Annotated in this window: 23 protein-coding genes; 6 read left to right on the top strand and 17 right to left on the bottom strand. The window is 37.2% G+C overall.

Going from position 1 to position 22,872, the window contains the following annotated elements; all coding sequences use genetic code 11:
* Positions 1-8: 8 nt before the first annotated feature.
* The 6 genes from CRN97_RS01700 to CRN97_RS01725 form a co-directional block, all read right to left on the bottom strand.
* Positions 9-2,531, bottom strand: a complete 2,523-nt coding sequence (locus CRN97_RS01700; protein ID WP_097075614.1) for a DEAD/DEAH box helicase — start codon at positions 2,529-2,531, stop codon at positions 9-11.
* Between the two features lie 17 nt (positions 2,532-2,548).
* Positions 2,549-3,472: a HamA C-terminal domain-containing protein gene (locus CRN97_RS01705; RefSeq protein ID WP_097075615.1), complete on the bottom strand. Its 924-nt coding sequence runs from the start codon at positions 3,470-3,472 to the stop codon at positions 2,549-2,551.
* Between the two features lie 183 nt (positions 3,473-3,655).
* Positions 3,656-4,780 (bottom strand): HNH endonuclease domain-containing protein, encoded by a 1,125-nt coding sequence (locus CRN97_RS01710; protein ID WP_097075616.1) that lies wholly within the window; start codon positions 4,778-4,780, stop codon positions 3,656-3,658.
* The gene (locus CRN97_RS01715) at positions 4,780-5,079 is read right to left on the bottom strand and encodes a nucleoside triphosphate pyrophosphohydrolase (protein WP_330372028.1); all 300 of its coding nucleotides are present in this window, start codon (positions 5,077-5,079) and stop codon (positions 4,780-4,782) included. Before CRN97_RS01715 ends, CRN97_RS01710 begins: the two co-directional genes overlap by 1 nt.
* A 155-nt stretch (positions 5,080-5,234) precedes the next feature.
* Entirely contained in the window at positions 5,235-7,112 is a 1,878-nt protein-coding gene (locus CRN97_RS01720) for a DUF2075 domain-containing protein (protein WP_097075618.1), read from the bottom strand.
* Between the two features lie 140 nt (positions 7,113-7,252).
* Positions 7,253-7,909, bottom strand: coding sequence for a hypothetical protein (locus CRN97_RS01725; protein WP_097075619.1), 657 nt, complete (start codon positions 7,907-7,909; stop codon positions 7,253-7,255).
* A 201-nt stretch (positions 7,910-8,110) separates the two neighbouring features.
* On the opposite strand from CRN97_RS01725, the gene CRN97_RS01730 reads away from it, so the two are divergent.
* On the top strand, positions 8,111-8,491 hold the full coding sequence (locus CRN97_RS01730) for a PBECR2 nuclease fold domain-containing protein (RefSeq protein WP_097075620.1): 381 nt from the start codon (positions 8,111-8,113) through the stop codon (positions 8,489-8,491).
* Positions 8,492-8,679: 188 nt separating this feature from the next.
* Here CRN97_RS01730 and CRN97_RS01735 read toward each other — a convergent pair whose 3' ends face one another.
* From CRN97_RS01735 to CRN97_RS01745, 3 genes are all read right to left on the bottom strand, one after another.
* The gene (locus CRN97_RS01735) at positions 8,680-9,468 is read right to left on the bottom strand and encodes a nuclease-related domain-containing protein (protein ID WP_097075621.1); all 789 of its coding nucleotides are present in this window, start codon (positions 9,466-9,468) and stop codon (positions 8,680-8,682) included.
* A 38-nt stretch (positions 9,469-9,506) separates the two neighbouring features.
* Complete coding sequence (locus CRN97_RS01740) at positions 9,507-9,713, bottom strand: hypothetical protein (protein ID WP_097075622.1); 207 nt, start codon at positions 9,711-9,713, stop codon at positions 9,507-9,509.
* An 88-nt stretch (positions 9,714-9,801) separates the two neighbouring features.
* Positions 9,802-11,214, bottom strand: coding sequence for an aldehyde dehydrogenase family protein (locus tag CRN97_RS01745; RefSeq protein ID WP_097075623.1), 1,413 nt, complete (start codon positions 11,212-11,214; stop codon positions 9,802-9,804).
* A gap of 124 nt (positions 11,215-11,338) precedes the next feature.
* Between CRN97_RS01745 and CRN97_RS01750 the strand changes: the two genes are divergently transcribed.
* A complete protein-coding gene (locus CRN97_RS01750; protein WP_097075624.1) occupies positions 11,339-11,962 on the top strand; it encodes a hypothetical protein in 624 nt (207 codons plus the stop codon).
* Positions 11,963-12,055: 93 nt separating this feature from the next.
* Here the strand turns inward: CRN97_RS01750 and CRN97_RS01755 are convergent, their stop codons facing one another.
* The 8 genes from CRN97_RS01755 to CRN97_RS01790 form a co-directional block, all read right to left on the bottom strand.
* The gene (locus CRN97_RS01755) at positions 12,056-12,337 is read right to left on the bottom strand and encodes a hypothetical protein (RefSeq protein WP_097075625.1); all 282 of its coding nucleotides are present in this window, start codon (positions 12,335-12,337) and stop codon (positions 12,056-12,058) included.
* 284 nt (positions 12,338-12,621) lie between these two features.
* On the bottom strand, positions 12,622-13,017 hold the full coding sequence (locus CRN97_RS01760) for a hypothetical protein (protein ID WP_143483226.1): 396 nt from the start codon (positions 13,015-13,017) through the stop codon (positions 12,622-12,624).
* A 59-nt stretch (positions 13,018-13,076) separates the two neighbouring features.
* Positions 13,077-13,388 carry a glutaredoxin gene (locus CRN97_RS01765; protein WP_044937752.1) on the bottom strand — a complete coding sequence of 104 codons (312 nt, stop codon included), beginning with the start codon at positions 13,386-13,388 and terminating at the stop codon, positions 13,077-13,079.
* A 522-nt stretch (positions 13,389-13,910) separates the two neighbouring features.
* Positions 13,911-14,426 (bottom strand): GNAT family N-acetyltransferase, encoded by a 516-nt coding sequence (locus tag CRN97_RS01770; RefSeq protein ID WP_179670644.1) that lies wholly within the window; start codon positions 14,424-14,426, stop codon positions 13,911-13,913.
* A gap of 2 nt (positions 14,427-14,428) precedes the next feature.
* Positions 14,429-15,394, bottom strand: coding sequence for an ABC transporter ATP-binding protein (locus CRN97_RS01775; RefSeq protein WP_242961983.1), 966 nt, complete (start codon positions 15,392-15,394; stop codon positions 14,429-14,431).
* A 1-nt stretch (position 15,395) separates the two neighbouring features.
* Positions 15,396-16,214, bottom strand: a complete 819-nt coding sequence (locus CRN97_RS01780; protein WP_143483227.1) for an ABC transporter permease — start codon at positions 16,212-16,214, stop codon at positions 15,396-15,398.
* A 4-nt stretch (positions 16,215-16,218) separates the two neighbouring features.
* The gene (locus CRN97_RS01785; RefSeq protein ID WP_330400057.1) at positions 16,219-16,965 is read right to left on the bottom strand and encodes an ABC transporter permease; all 747 of its coding nucleotides are present in this window, start codon (positions 16,963-16,965) and stop codon (positions 16,219-16,221) included.
* Between the two features lie 77 nt (positions 16,966-17,042).
* A complete protein-coding gene (locus CRN97_RS01790; RefSeq protein ID WP_097075629.1) occupies positions 17,043-17,552 on the bottom strand; it encodes a GNAT family N-acetyltransferase in 510 nt (169 codons plus the stop codon).
* Positions 17,553-17,689: 137 nt separating this feature from the next.
* On the opposite strand from CRN97_RS01790, the gene CRN97_RS01795 reads away from it, so the two are divergent.
* The 4 genes from CRN97_RS01795 to CRN97_RS01810 are packed head-to-tail and all read left to right on the top strand — an operon-like array spanning position 17,690 to position 22,815.
* On the top strand, positions 17,690-19,645 hold the full coding sequence (locus CRN97_RS01795) for an EAL domain-containing protein (protein ID WP_097075630.1): 1,956 nt from the start codon (positions 17,690-17,692) through the stop codon (positions 19,643-19,645).
* On the top strand, positions 19,639-20,304 hold the full coding sequence (locus CRN97_RS01800; RefSeq protein WP_097075631.1) for a hypothetical protein: 666 nt from the start codon (positions 19,639-19,641) through the stop codon (positions 20,302-20,304). The genes CRN97_RS01795 and CRN97_RS01800 overlap by 7 nt, the downstream gene beginning before the upstream one ends.
* A 12-nt stretch (positions 20,305-20,316) precedes the next feature.
* Positions 20,317-21,621 carry an Mbeg1-like protein gene (locus CRN97_RS01805; protein WP_097075632.1) on the top strand — a complete coding sequence of 435 codons (1,305 nt, stop codon included), beginning with the start codon at positions 20,317-20,319 and terminating at the stop codon, positions 21,619-21,621.
* Between the two features lie 30 nt (positions 21,622-21,651).
* Positions 21,652-22,815, top strand: a complete 1,164-nt coding sequence (locus CRN97_RS01810; RefSeq protein WP_097075633.1) for a GTPase — start codon at positions 21,652-21,654, stop codon at positions 22,813-22,815.
* The last annotated feature ends 57 nt before the right edge of the window (positions 22,816-22,872 follow it).

Raw genomic sequence — 22,872 nt, forward strand, 5'->3', positions numbered from 1 at the left:
ATTGTCCTTTAAATCAAATAATTCAACTGAACTTGAATCCAATATGGTAATTCGTTGAATTTATCTTTTATTAATTGTCTAATCTTTTTTTCCTCAACTTCATCTTCCCAGCCTTCCTCTGAAGCAAAACACTTTTCATATAAATAAATGGCTGTCTCTCTAGGAATACCAATCTCTATCATATGTCTAATTCCTGGTATATTTGCTCCAACTTGTAGTGTACTTAAAAATGTACTTTCAGGCAATTTCATATCATAAATTGGTTTCAAAAGAAGTGGTAATTTATACGAAACTGTCCTCTCAAGCATATCAATTGTATTATCTATATGATCCATTCCATCTGGTCCATCATAATAACTGCCCTTCAATAAATCACACAGCTTTATTCCTTTTGCCCATTTGATTGCGTCATCACACATTATATGCCTCATTCTACCGTTACGATACTCTCTTGGAATATACTTATTATACATATATGACGTGCAAGGATTATTTCGTAATTCTTTCAATACATTTGCTAATTTATCTTTCGCTTTTCTGTCTATTGGAGAATTAGGAACATCACAAATATCACTAGTATATATTTCGTTAAGAATCATAGGATCCCAATATCTATTTTTACTGCATATTTCTCTAGGGACCTCCAATTCATTCATTTTAAGAATAATTGCTGCAACTTGTTCTTTGGTAAGATGTATACCAACATTGTCCAGTCGTGCTTTCGCTCCACTATCATAACGCATTACAGTTTGACGAATATACGAAACAAGATGTCCGTAACCCTGCATCTCGTCATTTACGACCATTTTATTATCTAAAGCAGTTGCAATTTCAGCTGAATAATTCTCGTACTGCACTTCAAACCCTGTAGGTAACTCCTTCTCTGGATTATCAAATAACTCCTCCTGCTCATATCCTTCAGTTTCTCCAAAGGAATTCTCATCCAAGACGAAAGTTCTTCCCACAAAATCTTTCAATAATCGGCCTGCTCTACCTCGTAAATTTGCCATCTCGTAATTAGTAAGCTCAGGTGTCTGTCCACTCTTTTTCTCATAAAGATGAGGGTTTCTTATAAAGATGTTTTGTGCAGGTAGATTTACGCCTTGCAATAATGTAGTTGTGCAAACTACATTACTAACAACTTTATTGCTTATAGCTTTTTCAACAGTTCTCCTAACATGCATAGGTAGTCTCGCGTGATTATATGCAACACCGTTATTTAAGGCCTGAGATAATGCATAATTATCTCGTACTGTTTCTTTGTAATAGTCCACAAGTGCTTGAACTTCTCCATTCTTTTTCCCTTTTAATGAAAGTGCAATATTTCTTGCAGTTGCTACAGTAGGCGCAAAAATAAGATTTTGATTATTCGAACCAAGCTTATTCACAATCAAACCTAAATATTCTAAATAAGACTCGTCATATTTAGATTTACCATATCCTATAATCATAGAAGAATCTTCTATTTTACACTGATTAGCTTTGGCTGTAAGTGCACAATACTGTTTAAAATAATAATCCCTACCATATTTTGCAATACTATATGTTATATTTAACACTGGGCTTATATTCGTAGAACAATCAACAGCTTCGTCCTTGAAGAAATCACTCGCAAAGCTATCAATATTCTCAATTCTAGGCCCTGAAACTATAACTTTTAAAACATTTTCTTTATAACTAAATTCTAAAAGTGCATCAAATAACACTTTCGCTCTTTCATCATTTTCATCCTGCATTCTTTCAATGTTCTGAACTTCATCTACAACAAAAACTAAGTTTTTATTGAAAGCATTTTCATTTAAATCAAAAGAAGCAATCGCTTTTTCCTGTGTTAAAACATAAATATAATTAAAATCTGATTGATTACTCTGATATGTACTAGAGATTAAACAGTTCTCTATCCCAAATTCTTTCCTTAATGAATTAAAATCTTCAGTAACCTGATTAATTAGACTTAAAGTCGGTACTATGTAAACGACATCCATATTTTTTCGAGATAATTCATACATTATTTTCAGAGCTATAACAAATGATTTTCCAGCAGATGTAGGTGCCGATATTCCAACAATCTTTTTATCTGAATCAAAAGCATCCCATATTTTTTTCTGATAATCTGTTAAAAGAAAATTCTTGTTACAAATTTTCACTTCATTTTTTTCTTGATGAGCCATAATAGATAGTTCTTGAATAAGACTATGAACCGGCGAAAATAAACAATTCTTTTTATCAAATCCTTCATCACAAATAATTGCAGACGTAGGATATCCTATTCTCGACAAAAAGAGTAAAGCGACCTGACGAATATCATACCTTTCCTTATCAGCATGCTCCCACAACAGAGCTAATATTGTGATTACTATATTCTTATCAATATTCTCATCCCTTGTCATTTTATCCAGGATATGTATAGTTTTATTTACATATACTTCGTCAACTTCTAATCTTTTAGATAAAAAACCTGCCTTATTTGCAATGTATACAAAATCAATCTCTAACCAATAATTTAATAAATCTTTGTATTCTTTTTTCACTCTTAATAACCACCCAATTAATCTACAATCATTTTCTGGAATTTTTCGACTAAATCATCAAGTCTCCATATCGGAAATACAATAAATGTAATTCGTTGAATTACAGGATTTTTAATATCAATTAAATTATCATCAAAATCCTTGAATCTCTTTTTTATTATATTTTCAATTTCTCTCTTAATTGAATCCTCATTATCTCCTTTTCTTTTATTATTCTCATTATAAATAATCACAATAACCGGATAGATTTCTGAATTTGGCAATCTCCCCTCTATAAAATCATCTGCTATATCATTTAAATCCTTATCTAAAAAATCTTCAGAAACATATAGCTTTAATTCATCATCTATGTTCATGTATGTAGTAGTGATACTCTCTAATGCTTCTTTAAATGCAGTTTTGAATTTATATTTTGAAGAATAAGTTTTTGCTTCTCCTAAATAAAAGATATTCTTTTTATTCTCGTACTTATAGTGTATCGCATCACATCCATTTCGTTCCAAAGAATCTGATGTTGTAACAGGCATTTTCCTTAATAAAGGAACAGCTCCTTTAAATCTTTGAATAAAATGAAACAGCAACAATTCACCCAGTTGCCCCTGTATAAGCATATTATTATCATCAAATTTACCACGGAATTTATGTGCCGCTTTCCTTTGCACATAAGAAAAGGCATTTGGCATAGATTTATTACTTCGATTAATTTCTCTATCAACTAAAGCACAATACTTGTCTTTACTATAAACGTATTCCACTATCGTATCGTAAAGTGAACCTAAAAATTGATCTCGCAGTTCCTTAGTATCTCTTATTGTTATATACGCCCCCATGTGATTTCCATTATGCGGTACAATATCAAAATCTGCATTGAACACTACTATTTTTTCAAACAAGTCGTCATTATTAATTAGTTTTCCTTTTAACTCTTCTTCAGTTATCATCTTATATACTTTTTCCTCAATATTTTTAAAAAATATGACTGTAATCCATCGACCCACAGTATAAACGTCAATCTCTTTGGATTAAAAAACAAACGCCAAGCCATAAAAATAATGGTAACACTCCACCCTTTCAATTTAGTCATTTGACCCTCAAATGACTAAATTAAACTAAAAATGACCAAATTAAATTTTTCCATTTTCTGGATACTTCCACTCCATAAATCCGCAATTCTGTGCCGACTTATATACCGGAAGTATCACCGCTTCAAGCTCTTTTTGAAACTGTTCATACTCTATTTCTGATTCGTATATGCGATATTTAATTTTGTCATCATTGAAATGCTTCTTGGCGCACTTTTTAAATTCCTTACGAACTATATCGTATTTACGCATCATTCTATATGAACGGTACTCCAGCTCCGCTAATCGTTCAAAGTAGGTATTCCACTCAGGTAGGTTATTACTCTTTGAACTATTGATACTCCTAGTAGTAGGATTCAAATTCCACATCTCATCATGCGCAACATATGACCAAGGCACAAAGTGATCTATGGAAATATCGTTTGGAGTCAGTATGGTCTTACCATATATCTCCTCCACTGGTTCTGGCGATACAGTCAGAATCAGCTTCCAGTATTTCTTCACATCATCAAGTTTACGTTCCTGTGGTGGGTACAGCTTGTCAGCAATGCCTGGCACATTTGGATTTCTTCTTTGCAAATATAGAATCATATTGTACTCAAGCCAGCCTCGAATAATTTCCTGATTCTTCACAAAGTAATTAACCCATTCATCCTTCACAATGATTTTGGATAACAGGCCATTCAATCCTAAGAAGTAATACATGATGCCGTTGTGATTATTAATATTTTCAATAAGTATATCTTTTGGAACATCCCAAGCTTTGCCTTTTATTCCAGGAACAAAAGGTGCTTGTAAACGATAAGGAACATTTAATATCAATGTTCTCTTCTTTGAATTTATTTCTTTATCCTGAGTCTCAGATAAATATGCGATAAGCTCAGGCTTTTTGATGTTTGAAGTAAAGCTTGGATTCTTATCTTTTATGAGATTGACCAGACTTTCCAACGTATCCTTTGGTCCAAGGTTCAGATGATACTCTGTAACCATGTACCAGGCACTAGCAATCATGTCATCTACCAGCTCTTCGAAAGCTATCTCAGTATGGCCCGCAACCACTTTTTCAAGAATAGCCTTAAACCAAAAGAACTTATAGCACTCGCTAGTATTATCAAAAAGTCGACTCAGATATTCAATATGAAGTTCATCAGAATATGGCAGATTCATCAGCGGTTCCCCTCCCAATAAATGCGTTCTTTAAAAGCTCCGCGCTTATCAGACTTCTCCTTACGTACTTGCTCAAGCTCCTCCAAAGAATGTCCTCTGGCTTCACATATAGCATAAAGCACTTCCAGCACATCGGCCATTTCCTCTATGGATTTGTCAGCCTGATATTCTGCCACTTCTTCATTTAGTTTTTTATCCAATTCCTGTAAGTAATCCTCTTCTGACAAAGTCCTAATTATTGGACTCTTTCCATCAGCCTGGATTATCTGTGGAATCTTATCCCTTACTAATTTTCCCACCATCATTCTCCATGTGTATTATTATCAATAGACACTAGAAAATTATAGCATATAAAATGCTTTTTAGAAGGTAATTATACCTCAATTTTTTGTATTTAAGTATATAAAAAAGAGAGTCCGTAGACTCTCTCAGCTTACTAGATACTATATATTCATTATTTATGGCACATCTCTAGCCTTTTCTTTAAATAATCTTCCATATTCTTGTCGGTACAATATATATAGCACCCTTTCATTCCTCTAGTAAGCAATGTTCTATAAGTGTTTTTGATTATTTCATCTGCCTTACTATTTGCAAGCTCAGGATCTTCTTTGTAAAGTTTCTTGATTCCCTTTAGTGATTGATCTGTCTTAGCTCTACGAGTAAAGTCTGTAACAACTTTTCCATTCTCATATCTCATGTCATCACCAATGATAACACCAACATAATCAAACTCCAGCCCCTGAGAAGTATGAATACATCCAACCTCATTTACCGAAGTATCACTCACTGCAAATGGTTCGCCTCCTCCAAGGTTCCAACTCATTTCAAAATCGTTAATCTTGATATCATGATAATTCGTATTATTCTGCTCTGCTTTTAACCATTCCCAACAATAACCAGCCAATATTCGTGCACGATTAGAAGATTTATTTTTCTCAATAACCAAATTACGAACTTCCATTGGTGAATCTAGAATTCGAATATCATAATCAATTCCTTCTAGATCATAGTTGGCAGTTTCTCTTATATCCAAAACGTCATCCAGCCAAGCCAAATATCCATCTGAACCATTACATCTAAACTGAGATTGCAATTCTAAATATGACAATTCTGACTCTTCTTCTCTAGCCCATTTTTCAATTTCTTCAACAGAACCAATATCATCCATTGTTACTCTTTGACTCTCATCTATAAAGAATACGCTGCAATATGCTGAATGGATTATCTCCTTAATCTGATTTTCTCCTTTGTTATGGAACATACCAGATTTTGCATTCAATCTATGAGCTTCATCAACCAACAATGTATGAGCTACGTTCAATCCTGTTTCAGTATATGTACCAGAGCCCTTGAACATATTATCAACCGAGCTTTTCTTCATCTCACCCTTGAGCTTCTGCAGATAAACCTGACGTGGTGCACTATTCTTTGAAACATACTGTACCATCTGGTCTCTTAATGTAAGTTCCGCCAAAAGGTTTACAGCTATAACAGATTTACCTGTACCAGGACCGCCTTTTACAATAATAGTACGTTTCTTAAAATCCTTCTGGCACATCAATGAAAGTCGCAAAATTTCTTCATATGCAACCTTTTGCTCATCAATCATAATGAACTCTTTATTGCCCTTAAGCATTGATGCAATGGAATTTTGCAAACTCTTGGATGGACGAATCTTACCATGATCAACAAGATATAAAATATCTTTCTTATCACCATAAACAATAGATTGCTTTATAAATTTTCGTAAATCAGAAGCATGTCCCTTTGTAAATACAGGAGCATCTTCTAAATAGTCTTTATACTGTTCTGCATCGACAGGATCATCTTTCTGACGAACATAATTATGCATACAAGCACAAGGATGCAATTTCACTCGCCTATCCTGAACTGACGCATTATAATCTTTGATTAACTGCGCATAACTCCAAGCCTGATACGACGGATGCACCATCTTTCTGACTGCACCGCCAATATAAGTTTCGACAAGTGCATCTACGCCCTCTACGGCTTTCAGCTCGTCCCATTGTTTGAGCTCCACAATAATCATATTTGGTTCCTGGGAATCGTTGTAACCAGAAATAATGAAATCAACTCGTTTAGAAGTCTGTGGAATGTTGAACTCGATAGCTATGCCGGAATCATTAGGAATCTCATCATCATTTAGAACCTTGTACATATAGTTAAGCGAGTTTTCCCAAGATCTGAATTCGGCTTTAGGAGTATGGCGCCCCATTTTTGAAAGAATATTCTGCTCTATCTCCAGTGCTATAGAATCATTCTCACAGCTTTTTAGAAAATCTGTTTTTACCCCATCGTAAACAATCATTATAAATAGCTCCCTACATAAAATCGTGTATACGATATTTTGTTTGTTGAATAACTAGGGATATTATAACACATTATAAAAGTGGCAGAGTAAATGCTCCGCCACTTTTGTATACTTAGTTACATTCTACATTTCTAATCCTAATTACCAGATGCTTCTGCCTTCTTCAACCATTCTTGATAGCTTCCCTCGTAAACTGTTTCACCAGATTCTTCGTTTACATATTGAACTTTTACATCAAAATCACTTTCCCCGGCGAATGTATTATAATAAGCGCCAAGTAAATAAATAGAAATAACTGAAAAGCTTTCCGATAAATTAGGTTCTGTATTTGTCATAACACAAGTAAATTCTGTTACATCATCATTGTATTCAATTGAAACAAATGATGTATCTTCATTATCAACCAGCGACTGACAAGATTCATCAATACTTTCTTTTATTTCATCAAGCATTTCCTTCTGCTTCTTTTTTGTCATTTCGTATGTGACTGAACCATCTTCATTTAGTTTTACTGATTTAATGCCATCTTCATCCTTTATTTTTTCCTCTAATGACTCTTGAGTTACTTCTTCCTCTGAATCAGAGAAAAATGAAGCAGGAAGAGTTACTTCAACCTCAAGCAAACCTTCGTCTACCTCAACCTTTTGATTAGTATCATTATTAACATCTTCTTCATCTGTATGATTTGTGGCACTTTGCGAATCGCCTTGTATTTTTTCAGAATTTGTACTGCCACACCCCATTGCTATACTAAGCATTAGAGATATTAATAATATACTTACTATTTTTTTCATTTATTTCACCTCCATTGATGTATGATAGCACTCTACTGTGATTAAACCGTTAAATAATCCTATTTGTTTTTTTCTACTACCCTTTAAAATATGTATTCAATTTCGAACATTCCCCCGAACACTTTTCGATTTTATGTTCGTGTCTTATATGTTACAATATATGAGTAGCTTGATAAATCAGCTACTAGAAAGAATCCAAAAATGAATATTATAGCTAAGCTACATAAAGCTATTTATAACTGTGTCACAGAAGATATAATAACAGATGATGTAATATTAACTAATGAACGACTACAACACATAAAGCAACGTCATCCTGATGACTACATGCTTTATCTTGAATATATTAAAACCACTGTTGAAGAGCCAGACTACATTATTGAGGCTAATAAACCCAATAGTGCTGTTGCATTAAAAGATATTTTAATTGATGATAATATTCATCTAAAAGCTGTTGTTCGACTCGCAACATCTACTGATAATCCTGAGTATAAAAACTCTGTTATTACATTCCAAACCATTCGTGAAAAAGAATGGAAAAGACTTCTAAAGAATAAGGCTATTCTTTACAAAAAAAAATAGCCATGATATTATGATAATAACAAATACAAGGGTTTTGGAGGTAGAAGAATTCGTCCACGTCTACACGCCGATGGTTTGACAGGAGGTAACTCCGAGAGATGCGGGAGCTATTGGACGCCCGCCCAAAATCCTTGTTGCTTGTTATAAATAATCACGCCCAAGAGGTTTCTCTTGGGCGTTTTTCATGCCTAATTGTTTCTTATATATTTACACTTTGGATAATTAGAGCATCCGTAAAACTGATTACCTGCATATATTCCTTTTTTAGCTTGTCTTAATACCAAAGTTCCTCCACAACGCGGACATTTTTCCCCTTGTTGTTTTTCATAAATCTTTTGAACATGAGCTCTTTTCGCTTCAGTAGTAGCACCCGTCAATGGCAAAAGCCTATTGTAGTACCTTTCTACTTCTTCCCTAGTATATCTTGTAGGTGTTGCATTCCAAATACTCTTTATTAATTTCTTAAGGTCATTCTCGTAACAGATATATACATTATTCGCATTTACATTTATATTTTTTAATTCACAGTTGCTGCCAAATACAATAATCGATATTGCAGATATATCTCCTAAATAATGTTTTAAAGCTTTAATATGAGTATTATTTTGCCAAACAGGATTATAAAACTTATATTTATTAACCTTACTACGGCCAAACCAAGCTCTTCCACCATAAAGCGTACTGGTCCACTCCTTCCTTCGATCGTTACCAAAAATATATCCGCTATAATTCTTACTTTCAATAACAAAGAAACCTTTGCATGTTATATATAACAAATCTATTTCCGAAGTAGAGCCATCTTCTCTAGGAACATAAATATTCTTTAGGCAATAACCCTCGTATCCCCAAAAATATATGCTATAAAGGTCCTTTGCGATTTCATTTTCGCCTCTTTTTCCAATAGCTTCAGGTGTACTGTTTATTGCACTAAGTACAAATATTGAAATTAGTCCTATAATAATAATTAATACTCCCATATATATTTCTCCATGCTTTCTAAACGCAAAAAGACCACCTATTGGTAGTCTTTAACATTTAAAATCATCTCCTGCGCAATTTCCCTAGCCTTCTTTGGAAGCATTCGTTCTTTATAAGCCAGATATTCTTCCACATCTGTGGTTTCAATCTTGCCCTCTCTCAGTGCAGCTCGCAGCGACATATATACTTCGAAGTATTCATTTGCAGCTTCTTGATCATCTTTAACTGGTACCATAGCATCCATAGCTCACCCCTCCATGGATGTATGATAGCACCTGCCTGTGATTAAAACGTTAAATGTTTCATCCTCCAATCAAAATCATATTTCTTAATTATCTTTCAAATAGCTTTAGCAATCTCATCTTGCCCTCGGCTCCCTTTGAATAAGGATGCTCTCGCAGTGATAAGTTGCCTTTTGTTTTTCCGTATAAAACAGTGGATGAATGAGTGAACTCTCTAAATCCAGCATGACCGTGGTACGCTCCCATTCCCGAATGGCCCACGCCATTAAATGGTACACCCTTTACCATCAAGTGAACACACACTTCGTTTAGACATCCACCGCCATATTGCATGGTCGCAAACATGCGCTTAGCCCATCTTTTATTTCGTGTGAAAATGTATAGTGAAAGTCCATGCTCTCTTCTTGAGATTTCTTCAATCAACTCATCAATCTTGTCATCCTCGTATGGGACGATTGGAAGCAGTGGATTGAATAATTCGTGATTAACAATCTTTTCGTTGGTGGTCACTGGGTAGATGATGGTTGGCTCAAATTTTTGGGTCTCGCGATTACCCTTTCCACCAAAAAGAATTCTATCTTCATATTCTTTTGCTTCTGCTTCGCATTTATCATAAGCTCCTGCTGTAATCAGCTTTGGATACTCTGGATTTGTTAAAGGGTCATTCCCCAAGCTTTTATTAAAGGCTGCTTTCAGCTCTTTTATAAAATCATCAGCAATTTCTTTTGCAACGGCAACCTGATTGATGTTGATGCAAATTTGGCCGCTGTTAAGAGCTTTGAAGAATGCAATCTTTCTAGCAGCATCTTTTATATCAGCATCTTTTCTAACTATGCACCAATTTCCATTCTCGCCGCCAAGTTCCAGGGCCACTGGTGTGAGATTCTTGGCGGCCATCTCCATTACATGCACCGCTACCTTTGGAGAACCAGTGTAAAAGATTTTATCAAAGCGCTCTTCCAAGCAGAAGTCAGCTACATCATGGCCGCCGTCAATAACTGTAATGTAGTTAGATGGGAAGGTTTCGGCCACCATCTTTTTAAGCAAGGCTGTACAATGGACACTCTTTGAGCTGGCCTTGATGACAGCAGTATTTCCGCCTGCTACAGCTGGGATTAAAACGCCCAGCGATAGTAAGAATGGAAAATTGAAAGGGCTGATGATTAACGTATTTCCGTAAGGCATTTTATAAACATTTGTGATAATACTTGGAAAACATGCCAATCCACTAAAATGCGTTTCAGGCCTTGCCCATTTCTTTAAGCCTGCAATAGTTTCATTTATCTCTAAAATGATACTGCCGATATCGCACAAATAAGCCTCCACATAGTGGCGCCCCAAATCCTTTTCAAGGGCCTCTTCCATTTCCTTTTCATGAGAAATAACCATCGCCTTTAGCTTTTTAAGAGCATCAATGCGATAGCTTAAATCTAAAGTTGTATTGGTTTTAAAGAAAGCACGTTGTGATTCAACAATTGCTTTGATTTCTTCTCTGGAATTCATAGTCCCTCCTCTACATAATTAACTATAGTGAGTATAACATAGACTGATATGATAAAATTTTAATATTTGCCTTATTTGGACATTTTTAATATTATGAGTATATATCTAGTGGGGGGATTATATTATGAATCCGATAGGAATAATTTTCACTTATTCAATATTTTACTTTATACCAGTATTAATAATAACTGGGATTCTTCATTTTACATGGAAATTTACAAAGTTAAAATTCTTCTTATGGGTCAAGCGAATAATATTTTGGCCTTGTTTTCTTATATTTTTATTAGGCTTTGGATTTAGCGGATTCTATATTGCCAAGGATATAGTTACAAAAATCCCTTATCGAGAACATGTTTCCGGTGATGAAATAACATTATCATTTAAAGCCTCTATGTCTGGAGGGCAATATTACGATTATTTCATTTCTCAAGATGACTTGGTTTTAGAGGAAATAGAACATTTTTCTTTCGGGCTTTCTCTAAATGAAATAAGTGGTGTAAAACTAAGAGCGCTAAAGCCAGGAAAGGCTGTGGTTGTATTAACTTATGGCTGTGCGGGAGACGGTGCTTTATCACGGGTTTATATATATGATGTAAACGTTGATGATTCAATGGATATCAGCTATGAAAAACAATTATTTGATATTAATTGGGATGATCGTAAAGAAACAGTTGAAAATATAAGACAAATGTTAATTGATGATTACGGCTGTACACCTGAAGAAATCGAAATGATTTATACTGATTAATTATAAATAAAAAATCTCTCATCTCCCCCAATAAAGAAAGGAGACCTCAATCTCTCGTTTTGGGAGATTGAGGTCTTTCAATCAAGATTCAAATCAGACGTGTAATTGTTCAAAACTCTTATGTATCCTAATCGTATATACGATAGTAATAACAAGGCATATAAACCATATAACAAAAAATATAAATTCAAATGCTATAAAACTGAGTAGTACATCTACAAATGCATTAAAACCATAAATCTTTTCATCACTATTGAATCCATGATATGTTCCATTAAAAAATGCAATTATACAATGCTTCATTACATAAGCCGCTGGGACAATTGTGATAACCCACAGTAAACCTTGAATTAAACGCTGTATTTTGTTTTTCATAATCACTACCTCTTTATAATTCTATCTCTCAAAAGTATACTTTCAAACTCCTCTCACAATTATATCGTATTTACGAAGAGAAAAGGAAGCTCATTACTCAGAGTCCAGCCTATACCTCGTATACAAAACCAGCCCCGCTGCAATCAACACCATGCACATCTCTCCCGTGTAACCACCAAATATCAGCTCCATCAAATCTTTAAAAAAATCGTTACCTGACGTATTAAAAAGCCATTGTATATAAGGAGCAGCATATAATACTGGGGCAAGAAAAATATTAAATTTCAAAAATGCATTCGATTTTTCTTTACAAAAATATACTGGATAAATAAACCAGCGATTAAAATCGAGCAAATCAATTCAAAGTATACATTTGATTTAACGATTGCATAGCTTTCACTATCAGCTTCGAATTCAACCAAATGATTAGGAATATAAACAAAAGCTTTGTATACTAAATCAATTACCAGAAACAGCAATCCAAGCTTTGATAATATCTGCCTTTTCGTAAAGTCAAGAAAGATGAATAGTAAAACGATAGTTAAAGTGAAGCTAAACTCTGTCACAGCATATACTGGAAGATTACTCCATTTCAATCCATAATTGGATAATAATGCTACAGACTCCCAATTTATTATACACATCAAAACAATTCCAAATACGGATAGTACAGTATTCAAAATTCCTTTTAATTTCATCTCATTTCTCCCTTAATGCCACGTATTATTCTGCCATTTAACTAGCAGCCCTTTTTGCCTGCTTTATGATCCTCGATAGAACAAGACGATGTACCATCGTATTCAACAAGTCCGGCATCTGCTGGGTCAAGGCTGATTCTTCCATCCTCAAATACAAAACATGGAATTCCTATATCTCCAATTTCCTTTGAATGGTCAAACTCAGGTCTGTTATCTCTCATATCCATAAACTCATGCATATTTTGAACATGCTGGCCTATATCTATATATTTATACTGATCTTCCTTTCCCTGAATCTGTGGCTGCAAAAAGTCACAGTAAGGGCATGTGTGCATTCCGTATATCTTAATCATAGTATGTCCTCCTAATTAAAAAATTTATAAATGCATTATACACTTAATTGGGTAAAATAAAAAATGCATAGTACCTTCTACAGTTTATTTTGAACTTAATGCCATTATCACTGTACAAAAATATTTTCAAATTTGACCTCATACAGTTTTTTTCTCTATAATTATAAAAATCACTGTACTATCAGTTATTAGACCGTTATTAGAAGCTAAAAAATCTATCCAATATTGCTAAAACAGAAGTTATCTAATACATTTATACAGTTATTATCGCATCATCATTAAAAATAACTGTATGTAGACATTTCCTATTACAGTGTTTTTTTCACTTATTCCCATAAACACTGTATATACAGAATTCTGGCTGAAATAGGAAGAGACTTCTGCCGTCTCCAGCAGAAGTCTCCATAACTAAATTGTGTCGACACCGTCGGCACAATCTCATTAAAGTAAAAAAGCCAAGCTCTACGCTCGGCTTGGTCCCAAGTGTTAATTGCACCTGAACACGCATTTTTTGCGTGTTGTTTATCTTCTAAAGATAACCGATACATGCGTAATTTTGTTGTCAGGATCAGGGTATTCCTTCTCAAAATGCATACCTATCGATTCCGCTGTCTTATAGGAACCGACATTTGTATATTTGCAATATGAATAGAGCGCTGGGTAATCTGTGTTAGCAAATGCCCAGTCTCGTACTGCAATAGCCGCTTCCTTAGCATAACCTTTACGCTGATAATCTGCTCGAATGTGATAACCAATCTCAGGGAGAATCTCTCCCTCAATGTTTTGAAGTGTTAGTCCACAGTCACCTATCATCACTCCTGTATCTTTCAAACATACCGCCCATAGCCCAAAACCATTCTCTTGATATCGGTTCATATTTCTTTCAATCCAGCTTTTTACTCTCTCTTCATCAAAATCATAGGGATAATGCTGCATGATTTCCCTATCAGCAAGAACTTTGTATAATGCATCAAAATCATCCATATTCATTTCACGAAGGAATAATCTATCTGTTTCCAATATAATTTTATGTTCCATTTCTACGCTCCGTAAACAATCTTGATAATATCATCAATTCCTGTTTCCTCAATTGAAACGTCCTTTATCGTTTTTTCCTTTGAAAGATCAGCAATGATTTCCGCTGCGGTAACATCATTTTTCATGAAGCGATATTTAGCAACATTACCATCTTGCTCTATCAATTTACAGCGGTTATGCTCCGGCGCAGCCTCATCATAGTACTCCACAACAAGTGTCTTGTAAGGAGCTATTCTATCAACGATTTCCGACAAATTACCATCCTCCATCAGCACTCCGCTATTGATTACTATAAGTCGCTCACATAGTTCCTGAATGTCACCTAGATCATGGGTGGTTAGAATAACTGTTGTTTGTCTCACTTTGTTAATCTCTTTAATGAATTTTCTCAAAGCATATTTTGCCGAAACATCCAATCCAATGGTAGGCTCATCAAGGAATAAAACCTTAGGTGAATGAATCATAGACGCAACTAAATCGCCTTTCACTCTCTGGCCCAAAGACATCTGTCTAACAGGCTTATCTAAAAGCTCCTTTATGCCAAGAATCTGGTCTAGCTCATCAAGAGTTTTATCATATTCCTTCTGGTTAATTTGATAAATATGCTTCAAAAGCTCAAAGCTTTCTCCAAGACGAAGATCCCAATTCAACTGAGACCTCTGTCCAAAGACAACGCCTATATCCTTTACCACTTCTTTCCTGTGCTTTGAAATATTACGGCCGTCAATCAACACCTGTCCCTGCGTTGGCGTAAGGATTCCTGACATCATCTTTATTGTGGTACTTTTTCCCGCGCCATTAGGACCTATAAATCCTACGATCTCGCCTGTATCAATATGAAATGACAAATCCTTTACTGCATGGATTATCTTATGATTAGGCTTAACCAGCCCCTTCATTGCCCCCTTAAGGCCAGGCTCTTTACTTTTTAGCACATAATCTTTACAAAGATTTTCTATATCTATCATTTTAATTACCTGCACTTTCGTATTTACGTAGTCCAAAATTAAAATATACTCCAGCAATCAGCATCACAATAAAACCAACTGCCAATGTTACAAATGGAATAACTAATCCACTGAATTTTGCCTCCACTCCAAGCAATGATGACACCGGATAAAAACTTACCCAGCCGATTGGAATAAGATACGTCAGGATAAACTGCAGGCTCTCTGGGTACATGGAAAGTGGATACATCGTAGTCTTATCCATGATTTCCTGAGTATACTGGCCGAAATCTACGGCACTTCTTGTGTAAAAGCTAGTGCTTCCAAGCAGGATATATATGCCTCCTCTAATAAATGTGGCGCCAACCAGCATGACAATTACTTGAATTACAAACAGTGGACTGACTACTACATGGCACTTCGCGCATCCATATATAAAAACTAAAATTCCAGGAATTAAATCGGTTATACCAAAGATGTTAATGTTGGTAAAAAAGAACTGATACAAAACCCCGAGTGGTCTCGTCAGATATCGATCAAATTCCCCCTCAATAACAAAATACCCCATGAACCATCCCTGCACAAAAAAGATCATTGAAAGTGCATGAGAAATGACTGATAGTCCATATAAAAACGCCAACTGGCCGTATGTCCATCCATTAATTTGTCCAAAGGATTCAACCACAAATTTTATAATGGCAAATCCCATGATAAACTGCAGTGGATTTGAAATCAGCCATCCCGCAATGTTGGATGGATATTCTATGATGGTCATGAATGCCATTTTTATTACATGAACCGTCACATCTAGATAATGCCACAACTCTTTAAAAAATCTCAACACTCTATCCCCCTTGAACCATTACCTTTCTTATCACCTTGTTTTGCACAAGAAAGAAAACGACTGAAAGAACCACGAGCCAGATAAACTGAATTCGCATTTGCAATAAATATTCTACACTGCTGCCTTTGCCAATATAAATGCTAAGTGGCAACTGGTAGATATACACAAATGGAAGTCCTTCTAAAACCTTTTGCACTCCCACCGGGAAAAACCAAATTGGAATAATGCTTCCTGAAAGCAGCCTTAACAAATGTTTCTTCACCTGAATAAGCGCATCAATATTTACAGCGGTAAAAGCAATCATTCCAAACAACGCTGCCACCAGCCAGTTAATCAGAAACGATTCGATAACAGAAATAACAAATAGTGGAATATCCTTTGGATTCGCCATCTCCGGAAGTTTAATCATAAGTGAGCCAATAATAAAAATTGGAAGCATATTTTGAAAAACTAGCGCGATGATATTTCCAATGTCTTCAGCAAAATAAACACCAAAAACATTTATCGGCTTAATCAAGTCCGCAGCAACCGTGCCTTTTTCAACACTATTTTGAATTCTTCTCTCAACATTCGTAATAAAAAGCACCGACAAAATCGAAGACATAATGACATAGGTAAGCATACTATCAACATCCACATCTCCAACCATAGTCTGCCCCTTGTATAGTGCGCGCCAAAAGTAAGCCGAGGTAATCATGATTATGGTCTGCATAATAATATTGCCATAAACATTAAACTCGTACGCCATGCTTCTAATTATTTGAGTTTTGATTACGTATAAATACTTTTTCTGCAAAATAATCCCCCATAAGCCAGTATCCCATCTCACGTCCTTTTTATAAACAACTCCATATCCACACAATTCCAGATGCCGATTGGCAGCTTGCACTCTCTTCTTGCATACGACCTAAACCCTGTCGCTTCATAACAATGCCTTGCGCTCTCATTATTCTCGAATACGCCCAGGTCAATTCTTGTGGCGGTCAGATTTTCCTTTACATACTCTATTCCGAGCTTGAGCAGCTCTTTTCCGTATCCCTTTCCCCGAAACTCAGGACTCACAATTACAAAACCAAATCGAACAGAACTGTCATCATCATCTCTCGGATACCTTATGATGAAATGTCCAACAATATCCTCATTATCATCCACTGCAGTGAGAGGAATGAATCTCCCCGTTTCAAGCTGAGAGGCATAATTATCATTAATATCTTCGCCTGAAAGCGGATACTTATTAAATCTGTCAGCAGACCATTTGTATAATTCCTCCTCCGATCTAAGCCACCCGGTTATTATCTGAGCATCTTCTTTTTTGAAATCTCTCAATATCATCATTATCTACTCTCCATCCTCCTAAAAATATTTTATTAAATATTTACGAAATAAACAATGATGGGGCATTTGCGCAATTGCACTTTTGACGTTATAATAAATAACAGATGCAACATAACAAACCATGAGGGGATGTATATATGACATACACTATTCTGTTTCACATGGCGTTTTATTGTGCTGCTCTTTTGGTGTGCCTCACTTCAATAGCGTTCACCATATTCCAAAAGAGAACTGATTTGTCTCATAACAAGATGTTTCTTTTGATGAATTACATCGTACTGATTAATGCGCTGACCTGCTTTTTTGCAGAGGGTCTACAGCCATTAACTCAGATTAATGCAGCCTTTCATCAGCTGCGTTTTGCATTGGAGCTTTTCTATTTCATAGTTCACTGCGCCTTGGCTCCTACCTTGTTCTACTATGTCATGAATGTTACAAGGACTTCTTTAGACAGGCCTAAATATCTTAAATTTCTTTGTTTATTCCCATTTATTTTTACTGAAATACTAGTGGTCCTTAACCCGTTCACTCATTTCGTCTATTGGCATGACGAGAATTATGCCTTCCATAGAAACTGGGGTGAGAATTCTATTTATATTGCAGCATTCATTTATACCGTTCTGGCATTTGTGAATCTGATGTTGTCTTGGAACGCTCTAAGGCGCCGCAATCGCTACGCCATGACCTACTTCTTCTGCCTTACCGTCTTTGGCGTAATCGTCCAATTCATCGACATCGACATAAAAAGCGAGCTTTTCTGCGAAGCCCTGGCTCTAGTTGGCCTGATGCTTACCGTGGAAAATGAGGACGATCGTCTGGACGCTACCACCAACATCTACAACAGAAACGCTTTGAAGAGCGATGTGAAGCACCTTCTGGCAAAGAAGCATTCCATGAATGTGCTTTGCCTGAAAATCACCAACATCGATATGATCAGCAAAATCACAGGCGTTTCAAACTCCGATGAAATCATGGAGGACGTGGCAACCTATCTGAAGACATTTGTGCCAAGAGAAGTCCTCTATCACACCGATGTAAACACCATTGTACTTTTGCAGAAGCTGGATTCTTACAACAAAAACTACATCGATATCATCGATTTTGCGGAGAATATTTACAATAGATTTCAGAATGACTGGGACATCCACGGGGTGGACATAAAACTGACGCCTGTCATTATGATTGGCGACATTCCAACCCAGATTCAATCTCTGGAAAACCTCTTGTACATGATAGATAGCCCTGTGCCAAAGGATTTTGAAAACTCTATCCTGCTGGAGGAGGATTTGGAATTCTTCATCCGGCGAGCTGCCGTGGAAGCTGCTGTTTCCAATGGATTAAAGAATGGCCGCTTCGAGGTCTACTATCAGCCTACCCATAACTTAAGCGACCTAAAGCTACACGGGGCCGAGATGCTGATTCGACTTCACGACAATGTAATCGGCGACCTTTATCCCGATGAATTTATCCCGATTGCTGAGCAGGCCGGCTTCATTGACGACATCGATGATTTCGTTCTCAATCAGGTCTGCGCCTTTATAAAAACCGGGGTACCTATGAAGCTGGGTATGGATTGCATCAACGTCAATCTATCTGTCCTCCAGTGCATGGGAAACGGCTTCGTGAATAAGATTCTGGGTATCGTGAATCAATACGACATCCCAAAGAATTTTATTAACTTTGAAATCACAGAGTCCGTTTCGGCCAGCGATTACGAGCTTCTTGCTGACGTTATCAAGGAATTAAAATCCAATGGCTTCCTATTTTCAATGGATGATTACGGCACTGGCTATTCCAATATGCACACTCTTTTCTCGCTGGATTTCGACATCGTTAAAATCGACAAGAGCATTCTCTGGGATGCGGAAAAAAGCGAGATTGGTCAAATCATCCTGGAAAATTGCGTCCACATGATTCGACAGATGAAACGAAAAATACTGGTGGAGGGCGTGGAAACTGACAGCCAAATCAACAGGCTGAAAGCCCTGGGAGTGGACTATTTGCAAGGCTATTATTTTTCGAAGCCTATCACCCAAAATGCGTTCCTGAAGTATTGTGAAGCCATCGAATTAGAAAGGTCGAAAATATGTTAACACTATCTGAATCTGAAAAGAAAATCCTATCAGGCATCACCTTTCACACCGAGGAAATTGAAAGCGGCAATCTCTGCGACTCCGACATGGAGCTTTTGACCGAGATGCGTGGATTGGCTGAGTACTTGCCTGAGAAATATCCTAGCTACACCTTTGAAATCACAGGCTGCGAGCCAAAGGAAGGCACCATCCGCCCATACAACGAGTGGTATTACAAATCGAAGCAGATTGACCGTGACTCTGCCTTCATCGCCACCGTTGAAAACACCGACGATGCACTGGAAATCAAGGACGATTTCTACGGCGAGGTAATCCGTACTCCTATCAAAGAAGACATTTCAAAGCTTCTTTCGGATAACGGATATCCGGTAATCGATGTTGTTGTTTCCTTTTGGAAATACCTAGGCAAGGACTATGGAGAAAACTTGGTTCCAAAGCAGGTTCTCTCCGGCGAAATCCAAGCCGACAATGATTTCAAAATTTTCTTAGATGCCTCAAAGCTTAACACCACGGACTATAAATCTGTTGCCCAGGATGTTGCAGAGCTTTTCAAGCAACAGCATATTTCTGGCGAAATATACCTTGTGGTCCTTAGGAATGCAAACGTTGATCCAGCCAGAGGCAGGCTGTTTTCTCAGAGTATTTCGTTGAATAAATAATTGGAGTGTATTATGAAGAGTAATTTGTCTATTGAAGAGATTGTCTTGATTAATAATTTGTTGTACTGCGAGAATCTTGGCGGTCCCAAGGGCACCTTTCTTTCCACCAGCCAGGAATCCAGAACAATAGGCGATTTCATCGAGGGAGTTTTGGATAATGCTGCCCTCATAGAAAATGACAAGGAGTACAGTACCGGCGTCACTGGCGCCGAATACAAACAAATCATGTGGTCCATCCGTCCAAATGAGCATCTGAAAAATATCATCATCCTTCAGGTTCACTATGAGAGCGACGGAGCCGGCGGTGGTCGCAGTGCCTTTCTATACGACCCCCAGTTCAACGAAGCCATCGTAGCCTTCAAAGGCACTCAAAGCGATGCGGAATGGATTGATAATGTTGCCGGCCTCTATATGGTTCCAACTGATTTCCAGACCAATGCTTTAAACTGGTTCAGGTCCCTTGATTTTACCGACATTGACACCATCACGGTCACCGGTCATTCCAAAGGTGGCAACAAAGCCAAATATATCACCATCATGGATGACAGAATCGACAGCTGCTACTCCTTCGATGGCCAGGGCTTCTCCGATGAATTTGTCCAGACATTTTCTCAGGAGATTAAAAATAACAATCACAAGATATTTAATATAATCGAAGAAAGCGACTTCGTTAATATTCTCCTTAATGATGTTGGGGAAAAGCAATTTTACCTTGGAACCAATTGTGGCCGTCTTGGCTTTGCCGAGAACCATTGTGCCAACGCCGTTGTATTTTATGATGACATCGGCGGCATGTCCGTTTGGGAAGCGCCTTGCCAGGACAAGAAAATGACTGATTTGGACAAAATGCTCAACAGCTTTATCCGTTCCATCCAAATGTCTTCAAGGGAAAATATCGCAAACATGCTAGGGGCATTTATCGTAAATGCGAAGGGTGGCGACACCGACAAATTGGTAAACACCATTTCCGATCAGCGCTACTCAGACAGCGCCGCACAGCTTACAGCCTACATATTAAAATACAAAACCAAGAAGCCTGAAATGGTAGAATCCGTCAAAGATATTATGCAGCAAAACGGATTCAACACTGGAATGGTGGGAGCCATCAATTTTGTCACCAACCACTCCCTGTTAATGCGCTTCATAGGCAAACGCCCACGGCTTGTCCTGTTTATCCTAAAGCTACGTCGTTCGCCAGAAACTCTCATCACATTCCTTAAAAAGCACTTGGAATTGTTTGATTTACTGGTTTTAATTTCAAAGAAAATGATAAGAATCAGACCGCTGTACAACACCGGCGACGATTTATACTATTAACCTTTTTTGTTTAGATTTTCGGGAGCAAATATGAGTGAACAATATGGTAATGTTCTAGTATTGGGTAATTCTGGGGTAGGTAAATCTGCCCTTATTAATGCTCTAACTGGCACCACTTCTACCCTTACAGTAAAGGGCTACACCGGCGCCACAAAAGAGATTACAATTTACACCTCAGACGACATCGAACTGCGTTTTGTGGACACACCAGGCTTTGAGCCTTCCATTCTCAAGCAAGACAAAATCATTCGCGACGTTCAAAAGTGGTCCAAAGCATCCATTAACAACGAGGATCATGCCATTCACATGATTTGGTTCTGCTTGGATGCCACTGCCAGCGAGTTTTTCGACAGCACCATCAAAAACCTTATAAAAGCCGCCAATGTCTGGTCTTCTGTGCCAATTATCGTGGTTATCACCAATTCCTATTCTGAGCCAGAGCGCCAGGAGAATATCGAAAAGGTTCGCTACATTTTTGGACAACAGAAAAAGGTCAGCGGCAATCTCATGGATATCATCCCTGTCCTTTCCAATCCATATGTAATTGGGGAAGATGTATTTGTAGCGCCTTTCGGACTTACAAAACTCATTGATAGAACAAATTCTCTTCTTCCAGACGGCAAGCAGGCCGCCCAGACCGACATGAAGAAATACAAAATCATGCGCCGCCGTATTATGTCCCAATCGGTTATCGGAACTGCAAGTACCGCCGGCATCGTGGTGGGTGCCCTTCCAAATATTCCATTTACCGATGCAGTATGGCTCGCCCAGACAGAATTAGCCGAGGTTAAAGCCATCGCTAGCATTTACGGCATCAAAAAGGACGACAACAGCAAAGAATTCATTAATAAAATCATAGAAATGGGCACCGTCAGTACAGCCGCCAAGAGCGTCCTCAGCAGCATAAAAGTCATCCCCGGCATCAACGTAGCCGGCTCCGTAATCAACGGCGTTGTTTCCGGATGCTTTGTTGCTGCCATCGGCGAGGTTTCCACCTACGCCTTCGAGCAAATCTACCTGGGCAAGAAATCCATCGGCGACATCGACTGGATTAAGAAACTAACCGAAGCTGCCCTCTCCGGCAACCTCACCGACCTGATCTCTAACGTTCTCGACCAGGTAACAAACGGCACCTCCAAAGAACAAATCGCCAAAATCATCAAAGGAAGTATACCAAAAGCAAAAGGACTCTGATTTCTCAGAGTCCTACATCTTCACCCCCGCATAAATACAGTCTTTGAGCGGTGGTAC

It is taken from the genome of Pseudobutyrivibrio ruminis DSM 9787, from assembly GCF_900218035.1.
In the GTDB taxonomy this organism is placed as follows: domain Bacteria; phylum Bacillota; class Clostridia; order Lachnospirales; family Lachnospiraceae; genus Pseudobutyrivibrio; species Pseudobutyrivibrio ruminis.

Excerpts from the sequence above, each read along its gene's own strand:
- CRN97_RS01765 (WP_044937752.1), bottom strand. The coding sequence starts at position 13,388 with ATGATTAAGATATACGGAATGCACACATGCCCTTACTGTGACTTTTTG.
- CRN97_RS01740 (WP_097075622.1), bottom strand. The coding sequence starts at position 9,713 with ATGGATGCTATGGTACCAGTTAAAGATGATCAAGAAGCTGCAAATGAA.
- CRN97_RS01775 (WP_242961983.1), bottom strand. The coding sequence starts at position 15,394 with ATGATAGATATAGAAAATCTTTGTAAAGATTATGTGCTAAAAAGTAAA.
- CRN97_RS01755 (WP_097075625.1), bottom strand. The coding sequence starts at position 12,337 with ATGAAAAACAAAATACAGCGTTTAATTCAAGGTTTACTGTGGGTTATC.
- CRN97_RS01785 (WP_330400057.1), bottom strand. The coding sequence starts at position 16,965 with ATGGCGTACGAGTTTAATGTTTATGGCAATATTATTATGCAGACCATA.
- CRN97_RS01810 (WP_097075633.1), top strand. The coding sequence starts at position 21,652 with ATGAGTGAACAATATGGTAATGTTCTAGTATTGGGTAATTCTGGGGTA.
- CRN97_RS01770 (WP_179670644.1), bottom strand. The coding sequence starts at position 14,426 with ATGGAACATAAAATTATATTGGAAACAGATAGATTATTCCTTCGTGAA.
- CRN97_RS01805 (WP_097075632.1), top strand. The coding sequence starts at position 20,317 with ATGAAGAGTAATTTGTCTATTGAAGAGATTGTCTTGATTAATAATTTG.
- CRN97_RS01710 (WP_097075616.1), bottom strand. The coding sequence starts at position 4,780 with ATGAATCTGCCATATTCTGATGAACTTCATATTGAATATCTGAGTCGA.
- CRN97_RS01725 (WP_097075619.1), bottom strand. The coding sequence starts at position 7,909 with ATGAAAAAAATAGTAAGTATATTATTAATATCTCTAATGCTTAGTATA.
- CRN97_RS01790 (WP_097075629.1), bottom strand. The coding sequence starts at position 17,552 with ATGATGATATTGAGAGATTTCAAAAAAGAAGATGCTCAGATAATAACC.
- CRN97_RS01750 (WP_097075624.1), top strand. The coding sequence starts at position 11,339 with ATGAATCCGATAGGAATAATTTTCACTTATTCAATATTTTACTTTATA.
- CRN97_RS01735 (WP_097075621.1), bottom strand. The coding sequence starts at position 9,468 with ATGGGAGTATTAATTATTATTATAGGACTAATTTCAATATTTGTACTT.
- CRN97_RS01720 (WP_097075618.1), bottom strand. The coding sequence starts at position 7,112 with ATGATTGTTTACGATGGGGTAAAAACAGATTTTCTAAAAAGCTGTGAG.
- CRN97_RS01705 (WP_097075615.1), bottom strand. The coding sequence starts at position 3,472 with ATGATAACTGAAGAAGAGTTAAAAGGAAAACTAATTAATAATGACGAC.
- CRN97_RS01730 (WP_097075620.1), top strand. The coding sequence starts at position 8,111 with ATGAATATTATAGCTAAGCTACATAAAGCTATTTATAACTGTGTCACA.
- CRN97_RS01800 (WP_097075631.1), top strand. The coding sequence starts at position 19,639 with ATGTTAACACTATCTGAATCTGAAAAGAAAATCCTATCAGGCATCACC.
- CRN97_RS01795 (WP_097075630.1), top strand. The coding sequence starts at position 17,690 with ATGACATACACTATTCTGTTTCACATGGCGTTTTATTGTGCTGCTCTT.
- CRN97_RS01745 (WP_097075623.1), bottom strand. The coding sequence starts at position 11,214 with ATGAATTCCAGAGAAGAAATCAAAGCAATTGTTGAATCACAACGTGCT.